At 46.6% G+C, this 20,118-nt stretch carries 12 protein-coding genes; 10 read left to right on the forward strand and 2 right to left on the reverse strand.

What is annotated here, in order from left to right; translation table 11 throughout:
- Positions 1 to 319: 319 nt before the first annotated feature.
- A complete protein-coding gene (locus tag MKJ04_RS12790; protein ID WP_241642039.1) occupies positions 320 to 1,360 on the reverse strand; it encodes a LacI family DNA-binding transcriptional regulator in 1,041 nt (346 codons plus the stop codon).
- Positions 1,361 to 1,473: 113 nt separating this feature from the next.
- Between MKJ04_RS12790 and MKJ04_RS12795 the strand changes: the two genes are divergently transcribed.
- The 8 genes from MKJ04_RS12795 to MKJ04_RS12830 all read left to right on the forward strand — a co-directional run bounded on the left by MKJ04_RS12795 (position 1,474) and on the right by MKJ04_RS12830 (position 9,390).
- Positions 1,474 to 3,084 (forward strand): UxaA family hydrolase, encoded by a 1,611-nt coding sequence (locus tag MKJ04_RS12795; protein ID WP_241642040.1) that lies wholly within the window; start codon positions 1,474 to 1,476, stop codon positions 3,082 to 3,084.
- A 5-nt stretch (positions 3,085 to 3,089) separates the two neighbouring features.
- Positions 3,090 to 3,848 carry an SDR family NAD(P)-dependent oxidoreductase gene (locus MKJ04_RS12800; RefSeq protein ID WP_241642062.1) on the forward strand — a complete coding sequence of 253 codons (759 nt, stop codon included), beginning with the start codon at positions 3,090 to 3,092 and terminating at the stop codon, positions 3,846 to 3,848.
- 25 nt (positions 3,849 to 3,873) lie between these two features.
- A complete protein-coding gene (locus MKJ04_RS12805; protein WP_241642041.1) occupies positions 3,874 to 4,722 on the forward strand; it encodes a fumarylacetoacetate hydrolase family protein in 849 nt (282 codons plus the stop codon).
- The gene (locus tag MKJ04_RS12810) at positions 4,719 to 5,546 is read left to right on the forward strand and encodes an amidohydrolase family protein (protein WP_241642042.1); all 828 of its coding nucleotides are present in this window, start codon (positions 4,719 to 4,721) and stop codon (positions 5,544 to 5,546) included. Before MKJ04_RS12805 ends, MKJ04_RS12810 begins: the two co-directional genes overlap by 4 nt.
- 10 nt (positions 5,547 to 5,556) lie before the next feature.
- Positions 5,557 to 6,339: an SDR family oxidoreductase gene (locus MKJ04_RS12815; RefSeq protein ID WP_241642043.1), complete on the forward strand. Its 783-nt coding sequence runs from the start codon at positions 5,557 to 5,559 to the stop codon at positions 6,337 to 6,339.
- A gap of 235 nt (positions 6,340 to 6,574) precedes the next feature.
- Complete coding sequence (gene fucP, locus MKJ04_RS12820; RefSeq protein ID WP_241642044.1) at positions 6,575 to 7,915, forward strand: L-fucose:H+ symporter permease; 1,341 nt, start codon at positions 6,575 to 6,577, stop codon at positions 7,913 to 7,915.
- Positions 7,916 to 8,245 (forward strand): L-rhamnose mutarotase, encoded by a 330-nt coding sequence (locus MKJ04_RS12825; protein WP_241642045.1) that lies wholly within the window; start codon positions 7,916 to 7,918, stop codon positions 8,243 to 8,245.
- Positions 8,242 to 9,390 (forward strand): alpha-hydroxy acid oxidase, encoded by a 1,149-nt coding sequence (locus tag MKJ04_RS12830; RefSeq protein WP_241642046.1) that lies wholly within the window; start codon positions 8,242 to 8,244, stop codon positions 9,388 to 9,390. The genes MKJ04_RS12825 and MKJ04_RS12830 overlap by 4 nt, the downstream gene beginning before the upstream one ends.
- Before the next feature lie 177 nt (positions 9,391 to 9,567).
- On the opposite strand, the gene MKJ04_RS12835 is transcribed toward MKJ04_RS12830, so the two are convergent.
- On the reverse strand, positions 9,568 to 13,740 hold the full coding sequence (locus tag MKJ04_RS12835) for a hybrid sensor histidine kinase/response regulator transcription factor (RefSeq protein WP_241642047.1): 4,173 nt from the start codon (positions 13,738 to 13,740) through the stop codon (positions 9,568 to 9,570).
- A gap of 1,037 nt (positions 13,741 to 14,777) precedes the next feature.
- Between MKJ04_RS12835 and MKJ04_RS12840 the strand changes: the two genes are divergently transcribed.
- Both MKJ04_RS12840 and MKJ04_RS12845 read left to right on the forward strand, forming a co-directional pair.
- On the forward strand, positions 14,778 to 17,978 hold the full coding sequence (locus tag MKJ04_RS12840) for a SusC/RagA family TonB-linked outer membrane protein (protein ID WP_241642048.1): 3,201 nt from the start codon (positions 14,778 to 14,780) through the stop codon (positions 17,976 to 17,978).
- A gap of 18 nt (positions 17,979 to 17,996) precedes the next feature.
- Entirely contained in the window at positions 17,997 to 19,799 is a 1,803-nt protein-coding gene (locus MKJ04_RS12845; RefSeq protein ID WP_241642049.1) for a RagB/SusD family nutrient uptake outer membrane protein, read from the forward strand.
- Positions 19,800 to 20,118: the final 319 nt, after the last annotated feature.

Raw genomic sequence — 20,118 nt, forward strand, 5'->3', positions numbered from 1 at the left:
CAAAGCCAGTTACAAAATTACATTAAAATTCAGTTGCGTGTCAGTACACTAAATATAATTTTGCTGTTCTACATCAAAGCGACCTGGCCATTTAACCGGCACGCGCGTATGCCCATTTGCCTTTCTAAAAGCCAAGAGGCGTTCATACATGGCTGTCTAGGGGGGCGCGTTCTTTTTAGTCGGGGTCCAGTCGAAATGAATATCGTTCAAAAATTTAACCTGCCGTGAAGTCAGCTGCTTCCTGGTCAACTTCAATCAGGTAGACGAGGTTGGGAGCTATGTGGGCACGAAAAAGAAAGGTAAAATTTCACGTCTGGAATCATTGACCCGATTCAGTGACAATTATTAGATCCTTAGTTGTCTCTCTGAGTATAAGCTCTGGGTTGATAACAATTTTTTCGGACAACATCGGTTCGTTATGACGTAGTATCGAAACGATTTTCTGAGCGGCAAGCTCACCCATTTTGGTGGCCACTTGCTGAACCGTGGAGAGTTGTGGAGTCATATACGTTGCCACGGGCTCATCCGAAAAGCCAATTACAGAAATGTCCTCAGGCACGCGCTTGCCCATCTTGTTAAGTACATTTACCGCATAGTTGGCCACATAGTCATTAAAGACAAACAAACCGTCCAGTTGCGGATACTTCACCATTGTCTTTTGTAAAAACCGGTCAATAGAGGAGAGGTCGAATTCGCAGTAATGAACGAGAGACTCCTTTACCGGGATATCATGCGATGCCAATGCATCCAAGTATCCGTAAAGGCGGTTGTTGCTATTGTTGAGGTTGATACTGCCGGTTATGTGCGCAATGTATTTGCAACCAGTATTCAACAAGTGCTTCGTCGCATTGAACGAGGCCTGATAATCATTCGCAACTACCTTAGGGACAGGAAGGAAGTTGGCCACTCGGTCAAAAAACACAATCGGAACTTCATGTTTCAGCAGCTGCTCAAAATGATCGAAATTCTTTGTTTCCCTGGATATAGCCACCAGCACACCGTCAACGCGATGTTTAAGGCATGTCTGGATCGCGCGTATTTCTTCCTCCACAAATTCGTCGGTGCTAAAGAGGAGCAAAGAGTAGTCGGTTTCTTTTAGAACTTTTTGAATACCCTCGATAGCTTTAGAGAAAAAATGGAGCGAGAGCTGTGGCACTATCACGGCAATGATCTGGCTTTCCCCCTTGCTCAAATGGTGAGCCGTGGAGTTAGCCTGATACCCTAGTTCATCCGCCAGCTTTTTCACCAACGCCCGGGTCTTCTCACTGATGCGCGGGTGATTGCTCAATGCCCTCGAAACCGTGGAATGAGACAAATCCAGTTGCCGGGCAATTTCGGTGATGGTGACATATTTTCCCATGGAATTAATTGCAATGCACACCTGTGCATTGCAATTAATTTAATTTTTAGTCTAAATCAAAGCCAAATACTACTAATATGCAAGTCAAGAGTGATTACTAACTAATATCCGAAATGCAGATAAACAGGTTACTTAAGATAGATGAGTCGGATAATGTGCTGGTGGCATTGGTTGACCTTGAGCCAGGCGAGATAACACATGAAGACCTCAGATTGACGCTTCAGCAGCCGGTAGCGCAAAAGCATAAATTCTTAACAACGGATCTGTTAAAAGGAGACAAAGTTGTTATGTATGGCGTGCCCGTCGGGATGGCCAATTGGGATCTAAAGGCCGGTACTGTGATTACGATTGAGAACGTCACCCACTTTGCAGATGAAGTGGTCATCCGCGACCAAACAAGGTATGATTGGCAAGTGCCAGACATCGCGAAGTGGCACGGCCGGACCTTTAACGGCTACCATAGACCAGACGGTAGTGTCGGGACAGCCAACTATTGGCTTTTTGTGCCCCTGGTTTTTTGTGAGAACAGAAACCTGAAAGTGATTGAAGAAGCCTTGTCTAAGGGGCTGGGGTACCACAAGCCCAATCGGTATGAGGAATACGTAAGAACAAAGGTTTCTTCTCAAACTGCTTTCCAGGCGGCAAGCTCCCAGCAGCAGGTGTTTGAGAATATCGACGGAATCAAATTTCTCTATCATCATGGGGGCTGTGGAGGCACAAGGCAGGATTCTGAAACACTTCTGAGGCTGTTGGCAGGCTATGTTAGCCATCCAAATGTGGCTGGTGCCACTGTGCTGAGCCTCGGCTGCCAGCATGCGCAAATAGACTGGTTTCAACAAATTCAGAAAGAGTTATACCCTCAGATTCAAAAGCCCGTCATTTTTCTGGAGCAGCAAAAACTCCTTTCCGAAGAAAAGTTAATCACCGAAGCAATCGATCAGACTGTCGAGCAGCTAAGTGTTGTCAACAGGATTGAAAGGCAGCCTGCCGGATTGGACAAGTTGGTAGTTGGTTTGGAGTGCGGCGGCTCTGACGGTTTTTCTGGAATTTCTGCCAACCCTGCCGTAGGTCACGCATCCGATTTGATCGTGGCCTTGGGCGGGGCAACTATACTGAGCGAGTTTCCCGAACTCAACGGCGTAGAGCAGAACATTGTCGACAGGTGTGTTTCAAGAGAGGTCGCGGAGAAGTTTCTGAGAATACAGCGGGCATACGAAGCGCGGGCGAAAGCTGTGGGTTCCGGGTTTGATATGAATCCTTCTCCCGGAAACATCAAAGACGGTCTGATTACAGATGCCATCAAATCGGCCGGGGCAGCCAAAAAGGGCGGCAAAGCACCTGTGCGCGCTATACTAGACTATACCGAGCCGGTTACCGAGCCGGGCCTTAACCTGCTTTGTACCCCCGGCAATGACGTGGAATCAACCACAGGGCTTGCCGGCTCCGGGGCCAATGTGATCTTGTTCACGACAGGCTTGGGCACGCCTACAGGTAACCCCATCACGCCCGTGATCAAAATATCCAGCAACACCGCGCTTTACAACAGGATGAATGATCTGATTGATCTGGATGCCGGCGGTATCACGCGGGGTGAGGCTTCTATTGAGCAGATCGGGGAGGAATTCTTAGAAAAGATCATTGCAGTAGCCAGCGGACAAAAGACCAAGGCGATGGAGCTGGAACAGAACGACTTTATACCATGGAAAAGGGGAGTATCACTATGAACAAGATATTTGATTTGAGCGGAAAGCGGGCCATCGTGACGGGTGGTGGCAGCGGAATAGGCAGAGCCATCGCTATAGCACTGGCGAACAACGGAGCCAAGGTGTCCATCCTGGATTTGGATGAGAGCAAGGCGCAGGAGGTTGCCCTCGAAATCACGAACGCAGGCGGCGAAGCCATCGCTGTGAAGTGCGATGTATCGGATGAGCAAAGTGTGAAACAAGCCTTGGACGGCAGACCGATTGACATATTGATCAACAATGCCGGGATCGCGCATATCGGCAACGTGAGCAATACCTCACCGGAAGACATGGACAGGATCTACAACATCAACGTGAAAGGCGCCTATCTGTGCCTGAGAGAGGGAGTGAATTTGATGAAGGCAAAAGGAGGTACGATCGTCAATGTATCGTCCATTGCCGCCCACGTGGGCATCTCAGACAGATTTGCCTACTCCATGAGCAAAGGCGCCATCCATGCCATGACCTTGTCTGTGGCCAGGGATTTTCTGGCAAACAATATTCGCTGCAACAGCATCTCTCCCGCAAGAGTCCATACCCCCTTTGTGGATGGTTTCCTGGCAAAGAACTATCCCGGCAACGAGAAAGAAATGTTTCAGGCACTCTCCAACACCCAGCCTATCGGGCGTATGGGAAAGCCTGCAGAAATAGGAGCGCTGGTGCTTTACCTGTGTTCAGATGAGGCATCCTTTATCACGGGCACGGACTTCCCGATAGATGGGGGATTTATCACATTAAATAACTAATTCAATAAAATAAACTATTAAACCGATGAAATTAATTCGATTTGGAGAAGCCGGTTTCGAAAAGCCAGGTATAGAAGTAGACGGTATACGGTATGATGTGAGCGGCCTGGTAAATGACTTTGACGAGGATTTTTTTGCTGGCAATGGGTTGGCAGAACTTGAGGCTGCTTTCAACATGGAGACTGCTCCGGTAGTACCCACGACTACCCGACTTGGGGCACCGATTAAGCGACCAGGCAAGATTGTTTGCATTGGCCTGAATTACCGCAAGCATGCCGCCGAAAGTGGTATGGCCGAACCTGCAGAACCGGTGGTATTCTTCAAGGCGACTTCCTCCATGATAGGACCTGAAGACACAATCATCATTCCGAAAAACAGTGCTAAAACAGATTGGGAAGTAGAGTTGGCGGTGGTGATCGGCAAGCGCGCGAACTACATTCGCGAAGAAGAAGCGCTGGATTACGTGGCAGGCTATATGTTGCACAACGACGTAAGCGAGCGCGAGTTCCAGATAGAGCGTGGAGGGCAGTGGGTAAAAGGCAAAAGCTGCGATACATTTGCTCCCTTAGGACCCTATTTGGTCACCAAAGACGAAGTGGCTAACCCTAACAACATGCGGCTGTGGTTGACCTTGAACGGGACGAAAATGCAGGACGGCAACACCAGCGACTTCATCTTCAATGTACAGCATGTGGTGGCTTATCTGTCGCAATTCATGAGCTTAATGCCCGGCGACATCATTTCTACCGGTACCCCAGAGGGAGTTGGCTTCGGACAAAAGCCTCCATTCTACCTCAAAGATGGCGATGTGATCGAATTGGGTATAGACGGTCTCGGCAGTGCCCGGCAAGAGGTGAAAGCGTACGCTGGATGAAACTGGATGCCCACCAGCATTTTTGGAAGTTTGATCCGGTAAGAGACGCCTGGATCGGGGAGGACATGCAGCTCATTCGACGGGATTTCATGCCCGAAGATCTGAAACCGGAACTCGACAAACATCAACTTGATGGATGCATTGCCGTGCAGGCCGACCAATCGGAGGAAGAGAACGAGTTTTTGCTCTCTTTGTCCGCGCAACATCCCTGGATCAAAGGAGTGGTGGGCTGGCTCGACCTCTTGAGCGATACGCTGCCGGAGCGCATAGATTACTATAATGGATTTTCAGCCTTCAAAGGCGTACGGCATATACTGCAAGCTGAGCCAGATGGGTATATGACCCAACGTAAGTTTGTGGAAGGTATAAGTAGTGTTGGCAAAAGCGATTTAACATATGATATACTCGCCAAAGAAGGGCAGCTAACGGAAGTCCTGAAACTTATCAAGCAGCTGCCTGAGATGCGACTGGTGCTGGATCACATCGGCAAGCCTGATATCAAAAATGAGTCGTTTGCGCATTGGGCCACCTGTATGAAGTCGATCAGTGAGCTTGACCATGTGTATGTTAAACTATCGGGTATGGCTACAGAAGCAGACTGGGCTACCTGGCAAAGAGAAGACCTGCAGCGGTACGTTGATTGTTGCCTGGAAAATTTCGGCCCCTCCAGACTTATGTATGGCTCAGATTGGCCGGTTTGTCTGGTTGCCGGGTCTTATGACAGGATTCACCAGTCCCTGATGCATTGTTTACAAGAGTTGTCATCGGATGAACAGAACCAGATCATGGGAAAGACAGCTAAGAATTTCTACCAAATAACCTGAAGATGGAATTATGGAATTAAAGATAGAGGAAAAGGTATTTATAGTCACCGGTGGTGCCAAGGGCATTGGCGAGGCCATAACACTGGAGTTAGTCAAGGAGAATGCTATTCCCGTGATTGTCGGACGGTCGGCGGACGCTGCGAATCGGTTGGCTGAGCAGATAAAAGCAGATGGAGGTCAGGCGTTGGTCATCGTGGCTGAGCTTGGCGAGGATGGTGTCTGCAAGGATGTTATTGATCAGACCATCGCAGCCTTTGGAAGGATAGACGGGGTTGTAAACAACGCTGGTGCGAACGACGGTGTCGGCCTTGTGGATGGGAGCTCCTCCGCCTTTAAGAACTCCCTGATGAAGAACCTCACCCATTACTACGACCTGGTACACTACGCCGTGCCACACCTGAAAGAGACCAAAGGCTCGATCATCAACGTCAGTTCTAAGATTGCTCTGACTGGTCAGGGCGGGACCTCAGGGTATGCAGCGTGTAAAGGTGCCCAGCTTGCGCTTACCAGGGAATGGGCTGTTGAGCTGGCTCCTTTCGGTATACGTGTAAACGCGATTGTCCCGGCTGAGGTAATGACGCCTTTGTATGAAAAGTGGCTAAACACCTTCGAAGATCCAGCATCGAAGATCAAGGAAATAACGTCGAAAATTCCTTTTGAACAGCGAATGACGACACCTGAGGAAATTGCCGGTATGACGGTGTTCTTATTATCAGGGCGTAGTTCGCACACGACGGGCCAATGGCTTTTTGCCGATGGCGGCTACGTACACCTTGACCGGGCAATAACCTGAAACAAGAAGGTATAGAGTAGATTCAGCAGTGCCTTCAGAAACTTTATCACCTCACCGGACACTTCTTGAATGCTCTTCTCTTTTACAGGTCTAGCCAAGGGAACCTCGCAGGCGAGCACTGGTGCTATACCCACTGGCTGGTTCTGGAAAGCTTTTACTTTTGGATTCAAGGGAGTTACAATTTGATCAGATAGGTTTTCAGCTGTCTGATATTTCCTGATAGACAGTTAAGATCATGGCAATGACAACAAAAACGCACCCAGAAACAAATCAGGCACCGGTCATTTCGAAAGCAATGCTGCTGCCTTTTATCCTGGTTGTTTCGCTTTTTTTCCTTTGGGGCTTTCCCAATGATCTTACCAACCCTATGGTGGAGGTCTTCAAGAATGTGCTCAACATCTCCAACGTAAAGGCCTCTTATGTGCAGCTGGCTTTTTACGGGGGGTATGGCACGATGGCCATACCTGCTGCCTTGTTTATCAGAAAATATAGATATAAAACGGGTATCGTGGTCGGCTTGATCCTTTTTGCCATCGGGTCGTTCATGATGTTCCCGGCAGCCCGACTGATCAACTACGACCTGTTTTTGATTTCGTTTTATGTGCTGACGTTTGGATTGGCCTTTTTAGAAACCACGGCCAACCCAATGATTCTGGCCATGGGCGATCCGTCCACTGCCACGCAGCGCCTCAACCTTGCCCAGGCTTTTAACCCGATCGGAGCGCTGACCGGTCAGGTAGTGGCAAGGATTTTTGTGGTAGACCGTCTGCAAACTGAGATGGGGGCCAATGCGGAGGTGGGCGTGGTAAATGACCACGCCGTAATTGTGCATGACCTCAATGTTGTAAGCACACCTTATGTCATTTTGGCGTTTGTTGTGCTTGCCGTTCTGGTGACTTTTATGATGACAGATATAAAAATAAAAAAGCCTACAGATACTACCCTGGATCTGAAAAGCACGTTGCGCCATCTTTTTCAGAACAAGGACTATTACGAGGGAGTCATCGCGCAATTCTTTTATGTGGCTTGTCAGATCATGGTTTGGACGTTTATCTACCAATACGTCACAGCGATCAATGCAAACCGACCTGCTGATGACCAATTGAACGCGATGGTTTATGTGGTGGCTTCTACCGTCTGTTTTCTGCTTGCACGATGGATTTGCACTTTCCTCATACGCTATATTTCTCCTTCAAAGTTGATGTTCTACTTTGCCCTATTGGGAATCTTCTTTGTGGCTGGCGCAATCGTGTTGGATGGTATGATCGGGTTATACAGTCTGGTAGGGGTTTCCTTTGCCATGTCGCTCATGTTCCCGACTATATATGGGATAGCGCTTTCGGGGATGGGAGATGAAGCGAAAATCGGTTCGGCAGGACTGATCTTGGCAATTGTCGGGGGTGCCCTGATGCCACCATTGCAGGCAACCATCATCGATCAGGGAGGGACAGGCCTGAGCGATCTCTCTTACTTTGGATTCATACCCGAGATCAGGTTTTCATTCGTGTTGCCGCTGCTGTGTTTGATTGTGGTGGCCATCTATGCCAAGCGCTCCCTTAACCGAAGTGTAGCTTAAATGAAAAGGTATTGTCTCACACTGGATCTTAAAGATGATCCTCATCTCATTGCAGCGTACATCGCGCATCATCAAAACGTTTGGCCCGAAATAAAGGAAAGCATCATAAGCTCGGGAATCTTGGCGATGGAAATCTATCTCATTGAGACAAGGTTGTGCATGATCATGGAGGTAGAGGAGAGCTTCAGTTTTGAAGGCAAGGCGCAAGCCGATTTATCGAACGAAAAGGTGCAAGAGTGGGAGACGCTGATGGGTCGATATCAAGCGCGTTTACCGTTTGCCCAACCGAATCAGAAGTGGGTGTTAATGAATAAAATATTCGAATTATGAATAAGTGGAATTACGACAGTCGATATCCCGGAATAGACGATCTGCGAAACAAAGCGAGAAAAAAAATCCCCCGTTTCGCGTTCGAATACCTGGACGGAGGCTGCAACGAAGATGTCAATTTAGATCGAAACACACGAGAGTTGCGGGAGGTACAGCTCATACCTCAATATTTGTCAGAGCACAAAACCTCAGACATGCGCACGGAGCTGTTCGGGCATACCTACGATGCGCCTTTTGGAATCGCGCCAGTGGGATTGCAAGGATTGATGTGGCCCAACGCTCCGGAAATATTGGCAAAGGCCGCCTTCAAAAACAATGTGCCTTTTATTCTGAGCACCGTAACCACCATGAGTATTGAGCGGGCGAGCGAAGTGACAGAAGGGAGAGCATGGTTTCAGCTATACCACCCAACAGAGAACAGGCTTCGGGATGATATCCTCAAAAGGGCGGATGCCGCCGGCTGCCCGGTGTTAGTGTTGCTCTGTGATGTGCCCACCTTCGGCTTCCGGCCAAGGGATATTCGGAATGGCCTTGCCATGCCGCCGAGCATGTCGCTTACCAATATTTTGCAAATCATGGGCCGCCCGGACTGGGCTTTACGGACCTTGATCAACGGCCAGCCAAGTTTTGAATCGTTGAAACCTTATATACCCAAGGGGCTTGATCTGAAGCAGCTCGGGCAGTTTATGAACCAGACATTTTCGGGGAGGTTAAACGAGGAGAAAATCGCGCCTATCCGTGACATGTGGAAAGGCAAAATCGTGCTAAAGGGCGTGGCAAGCGAAGAGGACGCTCAAAAGGCTATCCGGTTGGGCTTGGATGGCATCATTGTATCGAATCATGGGGGTCGACAGTTAGATGCGGGGCAATCCACCATCACTCCCCTAAAGTCTATCGCTCAGAAGTATGGGGATCAGATCAAAGTGATGATGGATAGTGGCATCAGATCCGGTCCGGACATCGCCCGGACTTTGGCCGCCGGAGCTGATTTTACTTTTCTGGGCAGGACTTTTATGTATAGTGTTGCCGCTTTAGGAAACAAAGGGGGCGATCATGCCATTGGCATACTGAAAACACAGCTACAGCAGGTAATGGAGCAGGTGTGCTGTATGGAGATTGGCGACTTCAAGAAGACAATAGCCTAGTGCTTCGCCAAATTAAAAATTAGAAATTCAGAATTAGAAATAAGGTATAAAAACCATTTTAATTCATAGAATAACAAACGCTAATTCTGGTAATTAAATTGGCGAAGCACTAGCCTTTCATTATCGGCTTCCCCTTTTCTCTGCCGCAGGGCAGTTCTATAAAGGGGAAGCCGATATTTATACCTCTACCTGATCGATGGCATGTTCTTCAGCAAATTCTTTCGGGGTTTTTTCGAACAACTCCCGGAAGGTCTTTGAAAAGTAGGCTGTAGAATTAAACCCTGCTTTGTACGCTATCTCTTTGATCGAGCCAGATTTAGTCTTCAGCAACTCAGCTGCATACTTGAGGCGGATGGTCCGAATAAAATTACTCGGGTTCTGACCTGTCAAAGAGTTGATCTTGCGGTAAAAATGAGATCGACTTACACCAATCTCTTTTAACAATTGCTCTAAGCTAAAATCCGGATCACTCACATTGTCCAAAATTATCTTTGTGACATCGTCCAAGAATTTTTCGTCCAGAGAATTACTGGTGATTTCGCTTGAAGCAACAAATCCAGCCTGGGATAAAAACTTCTCCTTTAACCTCTTTTTAGCTTCCAGCAGATTCTTTATCCTGGCCCTTAACACATGAACATTAAACGGCTTTGGTAAATACGCGTCGGCTCCGATAGAATATCCCTCCAGTCGGTCTTCTTCCAAACTACGGGCTGTCAGCAAAATCACGGGTATATGACTTAACTCTATATTCATTTTGATGGTCTGGCACATCTCGAATCCATCCATCTCCGGCATCATCACATCGCTGATAATTAAATCCGGGAAGAACTTATTCGCCTTTTCCAATCCCTCTCGCCCATTTGCCGCCTCTTTAATTTTGAACTGGGAGTGTAATTCATTCTTGAGGTGCACCCTTAGTTCTTTATTGTCCTCTACGATCAGTATGGTTTGTTGCGGCGTGTTATTGGTGTCTATTTCTTCATCGTTGATCAGGTCTAGATCAGAAATGGCGAGTTCATACTCCAACGATTTCACATTGTTCAGGTCAAACTCACTTCTGCCCTCCCGCATCTTTTTATTTGTCCTTAAAGCCTCCCGCATTTGATCGCTGTCACTAGGGATTCGAATAGAGAATCGAGAGCCCACGCCAAATTCACTTTCGACTGAAATCTCGCCGCCATGTTGCTCTACAAGGCTTTTCGTAAAGTTAAGCCCTATGCCCATACCTGAATTTGTGTTGTCGATATGGTAGAACCGATCGAAAACCTCATTCAGCTGTTTCTCTGTCAGCCCAATCCCAGTATCGGTAACAGTTATCTCAACATATTCCTGCTGTTTGTTTTTGGCAAAGAATTTAGCTTCTGTCGATTTCTTCGTGCCACTGGAGACGGACACGCTTACGCTCCCTCCTTTTTTCGTAAACTTTAGCGCGTTTGAAAGAAGATTGGTGAGAATCTTCTCCATTTTGTCTGGGTCAAACCAGATATACATCTTGTCTGTTTGAGAATGAAAAGATAAGTCAATCGACTTTTCCTTTGAGAAATCCTCAAACAGTTTGAATATATCTTTTGAAAAGCTGACGATGTTTCCTTTCACAGGATCAAGGGGCGCTTTCCCCAAGTCCATTTTTCTAAAATCGAGCAATTGATTCACCAGTTTTAATAGTCTCCTGGCACTTCGCTGAATGGTAAAAGCGGAGTTTTTCACAACTTCCGGCTTGTCGAAGGAAGAAATGATTTTGTCTATTGGATTTAAGATTAAGGTCAATGGCGTCCTGAACTCGTGGGATACATTCATGAAAAACTCGAGTTTCATTTCGTCCAATTCCCGTAGCCGCTCCTCATCCAACATTCGGGAGTAATACCAAAACACCACCCAGATAATTACCAATCCAATTATTCCGTAGATCATATATGCCCACCACGTGGCCCAGGGCGGGGGCAGTATTTCGATGTTTAATTTTGTAGAGGCGGCATCATCCCAGTTCCCATCCAATGATGCCTTCACTTCAAAGGTGTAGTTTCCTGGTGGCAAGCCGGAATAATTTGCCGATCGGGTATTTCCGGCATTCACAAAATCCTGATCGGCCCCGTGGAGTTTGTAGGCATATTTTACCTTGTCCGGATTATGGAAATGAAGATTTACAAATTCTAACGTGATATAGCCTTCATCGTATTTCAGCGTTATATTTTCTGTCCGATCCAGGGGCTTGGACAGGATCATCCTGCCATTTATTGTCTTGCCCTCATACACGTCCTGATTAAGCAGCTTGAGGTTTGTAATGACAGGGCCACCAGTAAGGCTATCCTGCTTTATTTCATTCGGGTGAAACAGGTTGAAGCCATTAATGCCTCCTGCCAATATCCTGCCATCTGACAGTTTAGTGATTGACTTACTCTGGTACTCCATACCTTGGAGGCCATCATTCACATTGTAGTTTTTGAAGCTCTCTGTGCGTGGGTCAAACCGGCACATTCCACTCTTCGTCGTCATCCAAAGCTTATGTTGATCATCTTCCTCAATCCCTAACACTAAGTTATTGGGAAGGCCGTCAATCGTAGAATAGGTCTTTACAAGCTGTAGATCGGCGTTTAAGTGATGCAGACCCAGGTCTGTCCCAACCCAGATTTCCCCTTGATGGTCCTCGAAAATCGAGTTGACCAGATTTCCCGTGATGTTGGGTTCCTTGATTTGATGAAACACTATTTTTTTGTCCAGGCTTTGACTTAAACTGATCCAGCAGATTCCGACAGAGGTTCCGATCAACAATCTTTTTTTAGAGTCAATAAGCAAGGAAAAGACATAATTCCCCAGAATGCTGGCAGAATCATTAGGGTCACTGAGGTAAGATTTAAATAATCCGGTATTAAGGTCTAAGACATTAAGGCCTGCTTCCTGTGTACCGACCCATAGTCGTCGTTGGTCATCTTCTTTTGCGCACCAAATCGAATTTTGGCTTATACTATAGGGGTTCGACAGCTCATATTTATAATGCTGAAAAACACCGGACTGTGGATAAAACCTATTCAATCCACCATTTAAGGTACATACCCAAATGCTTCCGTCGAAACTCTCCTCCAGATAGAGAATTTTATCAGAGCTTAACGATTGAGGGTTTTCCTCATTATGGCGGTATTGTTTGAATGAACCTTTGGTCGGATCATAATAGCTTAATCCATCCCCGTCAGTTCCGATCCATATTTTTCCGTTCGCATCCTGCAAAACAGCTTGTGCAATCTGGATATCTGAGCCTTGCGCGTTTCTGTTGAAATAGTGGCCAAACGCACTTTTCGACATGTCTAACTTAACGACACCGTCGTTGTAGGTAGCTATCCAGTAAATATTGTCCTTATCTTGAAAGACTTTAGAAGTCTGGTTATTGGGAAGAGAGTAGGGGTTGTTTTCATCCTGGTTAATAATGTATTGCAGCTTCCCCTCCAAATTCACGACAAATAATCCACGATTGGAGGTTGCAACCCAAATCAGCCCTTTATTGTCCTGGTAAATATCATATATGGCAATATCCTCGTCAGTGATTTGCAATTGAACAAACTCACCTGTCCGATCCATGACGATGAGCTGGGAAAGGTTGTTGCCTATCCAGATTTTCCCCTCATTGTCCACCATGATTAACTTCGGCAGGTGATCAACCTTGTTCTGCCTCGATTGTTTGATCTCGATATGATCAAAATCATCTTCCCTGGATCGGTAGCGGTGTAAGAAACCCGCTGTCGTAATCATCCAGACCTGGCCATCCTTATCAATTTCAATTCTCGAAACATCGTTTTGTCCGAGTGAAAATGGAGTGTCCTGTTGGAGGGTATAGTTCGTGAATTCTAATTTCTCAAAGTTGCCGGACGCTAATACATCCAACTTCGCTTTGCTCACACCATTTTTTGTGGCTAACCACAGCGTGTTGGTCTGAGGGTTATATACGATATCGTTAATAACATCCTTCGCTTGGATTTGAGAGCGTTGCTGATGGTGCAATTTAATTCGCAGAAAGTCCCCTTTTCCTTTCCGATATACATTGAGCCCGTTTTTTGTTCCTACCCAAAGGTTGCCGTATCGATCTTCTTCCAACGCATATACCCTGTTGTTGCTCAGGGAAGTGGTATCATTGATGATGGGGCGAAACACCTTGAAGTCATACCCATCATACCGGTTTAGGCCATCAATAGTCCCAAACCACATAAATCCTTTACTGTCTTGAAATATTTCAACACAGGTGCTGCTTGATAGGCCTTCCGGTGTCGAATAGTTTTCAAATTTGTAACTTTGGGCAAAGGTGGCGCAGTAGCAGCAAAAAAAGATAAGAAAAGCGCAGTATTTAATCTTCCCTACATTCATAATTTTCTCGATTCCTTTAAATACTGGTCAGTCGGAAAACGTCATTATCCGCTATATAGACTATGTGATGATTTGTAAAAAGCGGGAATCGAATTAAACTAATGGAGACCAGGCGTTTTTAGTTTATGTAATCCCAATTTGAAGAGCTAACCGATTCCTTATGGGAATTTATAAAAAAAGATCCTGAATAACAATAGTGAGCGGTCACGTAGGGTTCGGGCCATTATGAATGCGATCTTTTGTGCAACCGCACTGGCGTGTAGCGGCAGGGATCAGGCAAAAGTATCTATCGCTGCTGGTAGAGCGTGTCATTTTGTTTCCGCAAACGGAAGCAGACAGGGGTATGGGCGGGCAGTGGAAATAACCAAAAGACAGAATCTACCAGAGGCTTTGTGAAGAAGAGTCACTTGCAAGTGGAAAGGAGCCTGGAGTGGCTCGACTTCAGACATTGATTACCTAAAGTAGATGTATAAACAGTGGAGCTTGCCGAAGCGCTGCCACAGATCGCTTTCACCTCCGTCATGACGACTAGATCAAGAAGTTGATCAATAGTAAAATAGAAGATTAAATCAGGTTCCTGCCATATCGATATATGGGAAGGACTATTTTAAAACACCCCTATACGGAACAACTATATGGTGGTATAGAAACCGGGCCCCGCCAATATTTCCTTACACCTTTTCATGGTATAAACTAGCTGTATCAGATGATGGAAAAGAAACCAGCTGCCTTGCAATCGTTGCAATTATCACTTAAATCCGAGGGGTATAAATTGCTAATTTCTTCAAAAACGATCAATAGGAGGCGTTTGATTCATGTTTTATACGCATTGAATCATGAATTATATCTTCAGAGCGCATGAGTAACTAAATTTAAAAATCGATTCAGTTACCAAACCTTAGGCACAAACACAATGAGATTCACTATACGCTATAAAAAAATGAAGGTTAAACATAAAAAATTAACGCTCTAAGAGATGCAAGGCATTCGCAGGGCACAGTTAAGTAATTCCTCACCTATGTAAATTATTTAAGATCATGAAAGAATCTGTTACAGAAAAAAGAAGACTCTCCTTATTTAAGGGGGTTTTAATGCTGATGCTGCTCGGACTGATGTCCCTGACTGTTTCAGCACAAAACGCTGCTATCTCCGGAAAGGTGTTAGATGAAAATGGAGAGGCCTTGCCAGGCGCAAGCGTAGTTGAAAAGGGCACCACCAACGGGACGACGACGGATGTAGACGGGAATTTTAATTTGCCGCTGACCACACCCACACCCACCCTTCTGGTGTCATTCATTGGGTTTCAGCAGCAATCGTTTGACGTGGGCAACCGGAGTAATTTGACGATTACCCTGAAAACAGATATGAAGGCCCTGCAGGAAGTAGTGGTAGTAGGGTATGGCACGCAAAAGAAGGCAACGCTTACCGGCGCTGTAGAGCAGGTGAATGCCGAGGCGTTCCAGAGCCAGGCGATCAACAGCCCTGTCGTTGCGCTGCAGGGACAGACACCTGGCTTGCTCGTGCAACGCAACAGCGGAAGAGTGGGATTTCAAGGTAATGGAGAATCTGCCGGAGAAGTTTCTATCCGTGGCGTTACTTCTATTAATGGGGGTAATGTGCTATACGTTATCGATGGGGTGATTTCTAGCGCGACGGAGTTTTACAACATCAACCCCAACGATATTGAATCAGTATCGGTGCTTAAAGACGGTGCTGCCGCTATCTATGGTTCCAGAGCTGCGAACGGCGTGTTGGTGATCAATACCAAGAAGGGATCTGGGAAAATGTCTGTCGAATACAACGGTAGCTACAGATTGAAAAGCATAGGCATCCAGCCACCGGCGCCAAGCATGCAGGAGTATGCGTCTGTGTTTTTGGATGCTGTGCGTGCCGAGGGAAGAGTTGACGCGGACGGCAACAGCATTATAGACTACAAGCAATGGGGCTCAGAGCAAACCCTGCTTGACATGATAGACGGTAAAAGCCAGTACTATACCACTGCTGTTTCTGGCTGGGGAGACAACGGACGCGTTTACATGGCGCCAGCGAACAGGTTTGACGAGATGTATGGCGATGCGCACTCATTTCAGCACAATTTGTCTATCTCTGGTTCAACTGAAAAGACCAGATATAGATTGTCCGGTAATTTCTCTGACGATGTAGGCGCTTTGAAATTAGCCTATGATGGGCAAAAGCAATATACCTTCAGGCTTAACCTGGATCAGGAGCTGACAGATTGGTTAAGTTTAGATGTGGGAGTGTCTCACCAGACAATAAATCAGGAAAGCCCTTCTTCTGGATGGGGATGGACTGCAATTGGTAACGACCCGCCTGTTTTTCCGGCCTACAACTCAAAAGGGCAATGGTATGCCAACTTCGGAATTGGTAACAGAAATGCCACCGGGTCATTGGTAGATGGAGGTAAAGAGGAATCCACAAACAACATCACCAAGATCAATTTAGGTTTTACCGCTCGGATATTGGAAGGCTTAGACTTTAGACTTCTTGCCTCAATCAGAAACTCTGACCAAGAATACAAGCGTTACACGCTGGATGTGCCTTTATACACTTGGGAAGGCGATTTTGTGCAAAGTGCAAATCCCAACCCAAGCGTTGAAGAAACCAGAAGAAGCGGCTTGTATGAGCTGTATAATAGCTACCTGACATACACCAAAACCCTGGGCGATGGCCACAACTTTAAAGTGATGGGTGGTATAACTGCCGAACTGGATAGAACAAGCCAGCTGCAGGTAGGCAGACAAAACATAGAAGATTTGGGTATCTATAATGTGTTTTTAGCGAATGGGAACATCTCAGTAGGAAGTGGAAACTTCGATAGAAACTCAGGCTTTTATTCTTACATGTCAAGAGCCAACTACGATTATAAAGGAAGATACCTGTTGGAGGTTTTAGGCAGGTCAGATGCTTCATCCAGGTTTGCTGATGGATACAAATGGCAAAGTTATTTTGGCGGATCTGCAGGGTGGGTAATCACGGAGGAGAACTTCTTTGAGAAGAACCCAATTTTAAGCTTTTTGAAATTGAAGGCCAGTTATGCCCAAATGGGTAGCACAGCAGGCATCGGAAACCACGACTATGTATCAACCATCGGATTTGGGCTAACTCCTTTTGGATATTCTCCAGCATTGCAGCCTACAGCCAGAGTAGGTGCCATCACCACCAATGAGAGAACCTGGGAAAGAGTAGCAATGACAAACCTGGGTACGGAGTTTTCGCTTTTAGATCACAAGCTTTCAGGCTCTTTTGACTACTTCATCAAAGACAACCCGAATATGCTGGCGTCAAAAAACTATTGGGCGATCATCGGAGGGGAAGAGCCGACAGAGAATATCGGACATCTGAGAACCCAGGGCTGGGAAGCCGTATTAGGCTGGCAAGACCAAATTGGAGAGGTTAGGTATGGCGTCTCTGTGAATATGGGCGATGCGCGCAACGAGTTAATCTCGCTGGAAGGTGCCGGAAAATGGGTGGCAGGACTTAACGACCCGAGTGCTGGTAACATGAGAGAAGGGTATCCTTTAAACTCATATTGGATGTATGAGACCGCTGGATTTTTCCAGTCGCAAGAGGAAGTGAACGCTTATTTGTCGCAGTATGAAGGCGGAGAACTGCCAAAAGGAAATGCCACGCTGAGACCAGGCGATGTCATCAAAGTGGACCGTGACGGCAATGGCGTCATCAGAGCGGTATCCGAAGAAGGGGGAGACTTAAAGTATATGGGTGACGCTGCTCCTCACTACTACTATGGCTTCAACTCCAATCTGTCCTGGAAAGGCATTGATTTGACAGCCAACTTCTATGGCGTATTACAGCAAAACATCGAGCGAGTTGGGCATTTGGCTTATCCGTTCAGAGCGCATTGGGCTAACCAAACGCCACAGTTCTTAGGCAAAACCTGGACAGAGGATAACCCAGGCGCAGAGTTTCCGAGAGCAACGATCGAGGCTTCCAGAGCAAACTACAACTGGGCAAGCAATGACTACAGATTGCAGAACAACAGATACCTGCGTCTGAAGACGTTGATCGTTGGGTATACCCTGCCAGCGGCGCTTACAAGTAAGATTCATACCCAAAGCATAAGGATTTATTTCTCAGGAAATGACCTATGGGAAGCAACTAGCTTGGATGATGGGTACGATCCGGAGATGAGTACTAGTGCCACGACGGTATATCCTTTTATGAGATCTTATGCATTCGGTATAAGCGCTAAGTTTTAATTATAAAGACGAAACGACATGAAGAATATTAGAAATATTGTGATGGCTGGCATGCTCATCGTGGCAGGCGGTTGCCAAGAAAGGTTTATTGACCTGGAACCAAAAGATTCATACACAGAAGCTGTTTATTTTGCCACCCCAGAGCATTTCGAATACGCTGCCAATAAATTACATGAAAATTTAGTGGGATGGCGAGACATCAGGGGAGCAGGCCTGCCTAGCGCCTACAACACATCCTATGCAGATTGGTTGGATCTGGGCACAGACCTGACTGCTTTGCCACAAGACTACGGTCGCGGAGTTTTAACTCCCTCTAACATAGACCCCTACTGGACAAGCCATTACTATTTCTTGAGAGATGCCAATATCTTAATCAAGAAAGCATCTGAGTATGATGGAGATCAGGCAGATATAAGTCACTATGTGGCCACTGCACACTTTTTCAGGGCATACCACCATTATGAGTTAATGGTCCGGTTTGGAGGGGTGCCGCTTTCGCTGGATGTATATGAACTGAAGGATGAGATTTTAAACACTGGTAAAAGAAACAGCAGGTACGAAGTGTTTGCTCAGGTTTTGCAAGACTTAGACGCAGCTATCGCCGGGCTTCCTGCAGAGGTTGAAGTTGGTGACGCAAACAAGGGTAAGATCAGTAGAGAGGGGGCAAAGGCATTGAAAGCGAGAGCGCTTTTGTTTGAGGCCACCTGGGAGAAGTACGTGGGCACCAGCACTGACGGGGACGGTGTTTCTGTAGGAGCGGGTTCTGAAAAGCCAAATGGCTATCCTTCTGTAAACGATATGCTTACCGGGGCCATTGAATTGTCTTCAGACGTGATCAACAACGGCCCTTACGAGCTTTGGAACCACAATGCTGACCTGGACAACCTGAGCAGTTATTACTTGTTCAATATCGATGGTTCTGCATCCAATCCAGCGGGTCTGACCAAGCTTTCCAACAGGGAGTTCATCATTCAGGGCATCTACGATGTGGACGTTCGAAGAACGAACACTAACCTCAGCCACGTAGTGGCGGGGCGTTTGTCTCCTACCAGAAAAATGCTGGATATGTTTTTGGCCACGGATGGTTTGCCAATCAGCAAGTCTCCTCTTTTTCAGGGGTATAACACGGTGGATGATGAGTTGCAGAACAGAGATTATCGCATGAGCGCATATTTTGACAATATACCGGAAGATGGCTCTCCCGCATTAGGCTCCCAATCTCTATCAAACTCAGGTGTGGGAATTACAAATCGAAAGCATGAGGCATTTGATTACCCTAAGTACAGGTCTCAAGGTCAGGAATCTCAGAATTTCCCATACTTGCGGTTAGCTGAATTGTACCTGATCTATGCGGAAGCGCTGTATGAGCGAGACGGAGCGATAAGTGATGTTGATCTAAACCTTTCAATAAACCTGCTAAGAGAAAGAGCAGGAGTTGCCCCTTTGACAAATTCTTTTGCAGCTGCGAATGGATTGGATATGGGAGAGGAGATCAGAAGAGAGAGAACGATTGAACTGTACGGCGAGAACAGCAGATACAACGATCTGAAACGTTGGGGTATTGCTGAGGAAGTACTGAGTGCGACTGTATATGGTCCAGTTATCGAAGGCACCGTGTATGAATCAAACCCAAGTCTTTATAAGCCTGGTTACTTCCTGTATGGTGAAGAGAAAATCACTACCGGCGCTGGATCCCAGTTAAGTACAGTGGTGCTAGACCCCGCGTCTATTCGAAACTTCACCAGAACGGATTACCTGTTCTCGATTCCGCAGGAAGATTTGCAAATCACTTCCGAATTGCTCCAAAATCCTGGATGGTAATTGCTGTTGACTACTTGATGAAAAAAGCTAAAGCACATTTTATTTCATTGAGCAATCGGCATCATGTCGATGCTGGTTGAAGAGGCATATGCGGCATGTCGGCTCAAAGCTGGCATGCCGTATATACTTATACCTAAGCATGACCGCCTGTGACGATCTCCCGAAGACAGGTAAGCTCAATATGAAAACCAGGCGCTCGCGCTTTGCTTATGCCTGTTGTAGTTGTTTTGATGCTACCTGGACTTATCAGCAGGAAACTGATTAAGCTTTGCGGATAAGGATGAGTTGCGAAGAACATATACAAAACTGACATCGGTTC

Origin of the sequence: Pontibacter sp. E15-1 (assembly GCF_022601975.1) — a bacterium.
Lineage (GTDB): Bacteria > Bacteroidota > Bacteroidia > Cytophagales > Hymenobacteraceae > Pontibacter.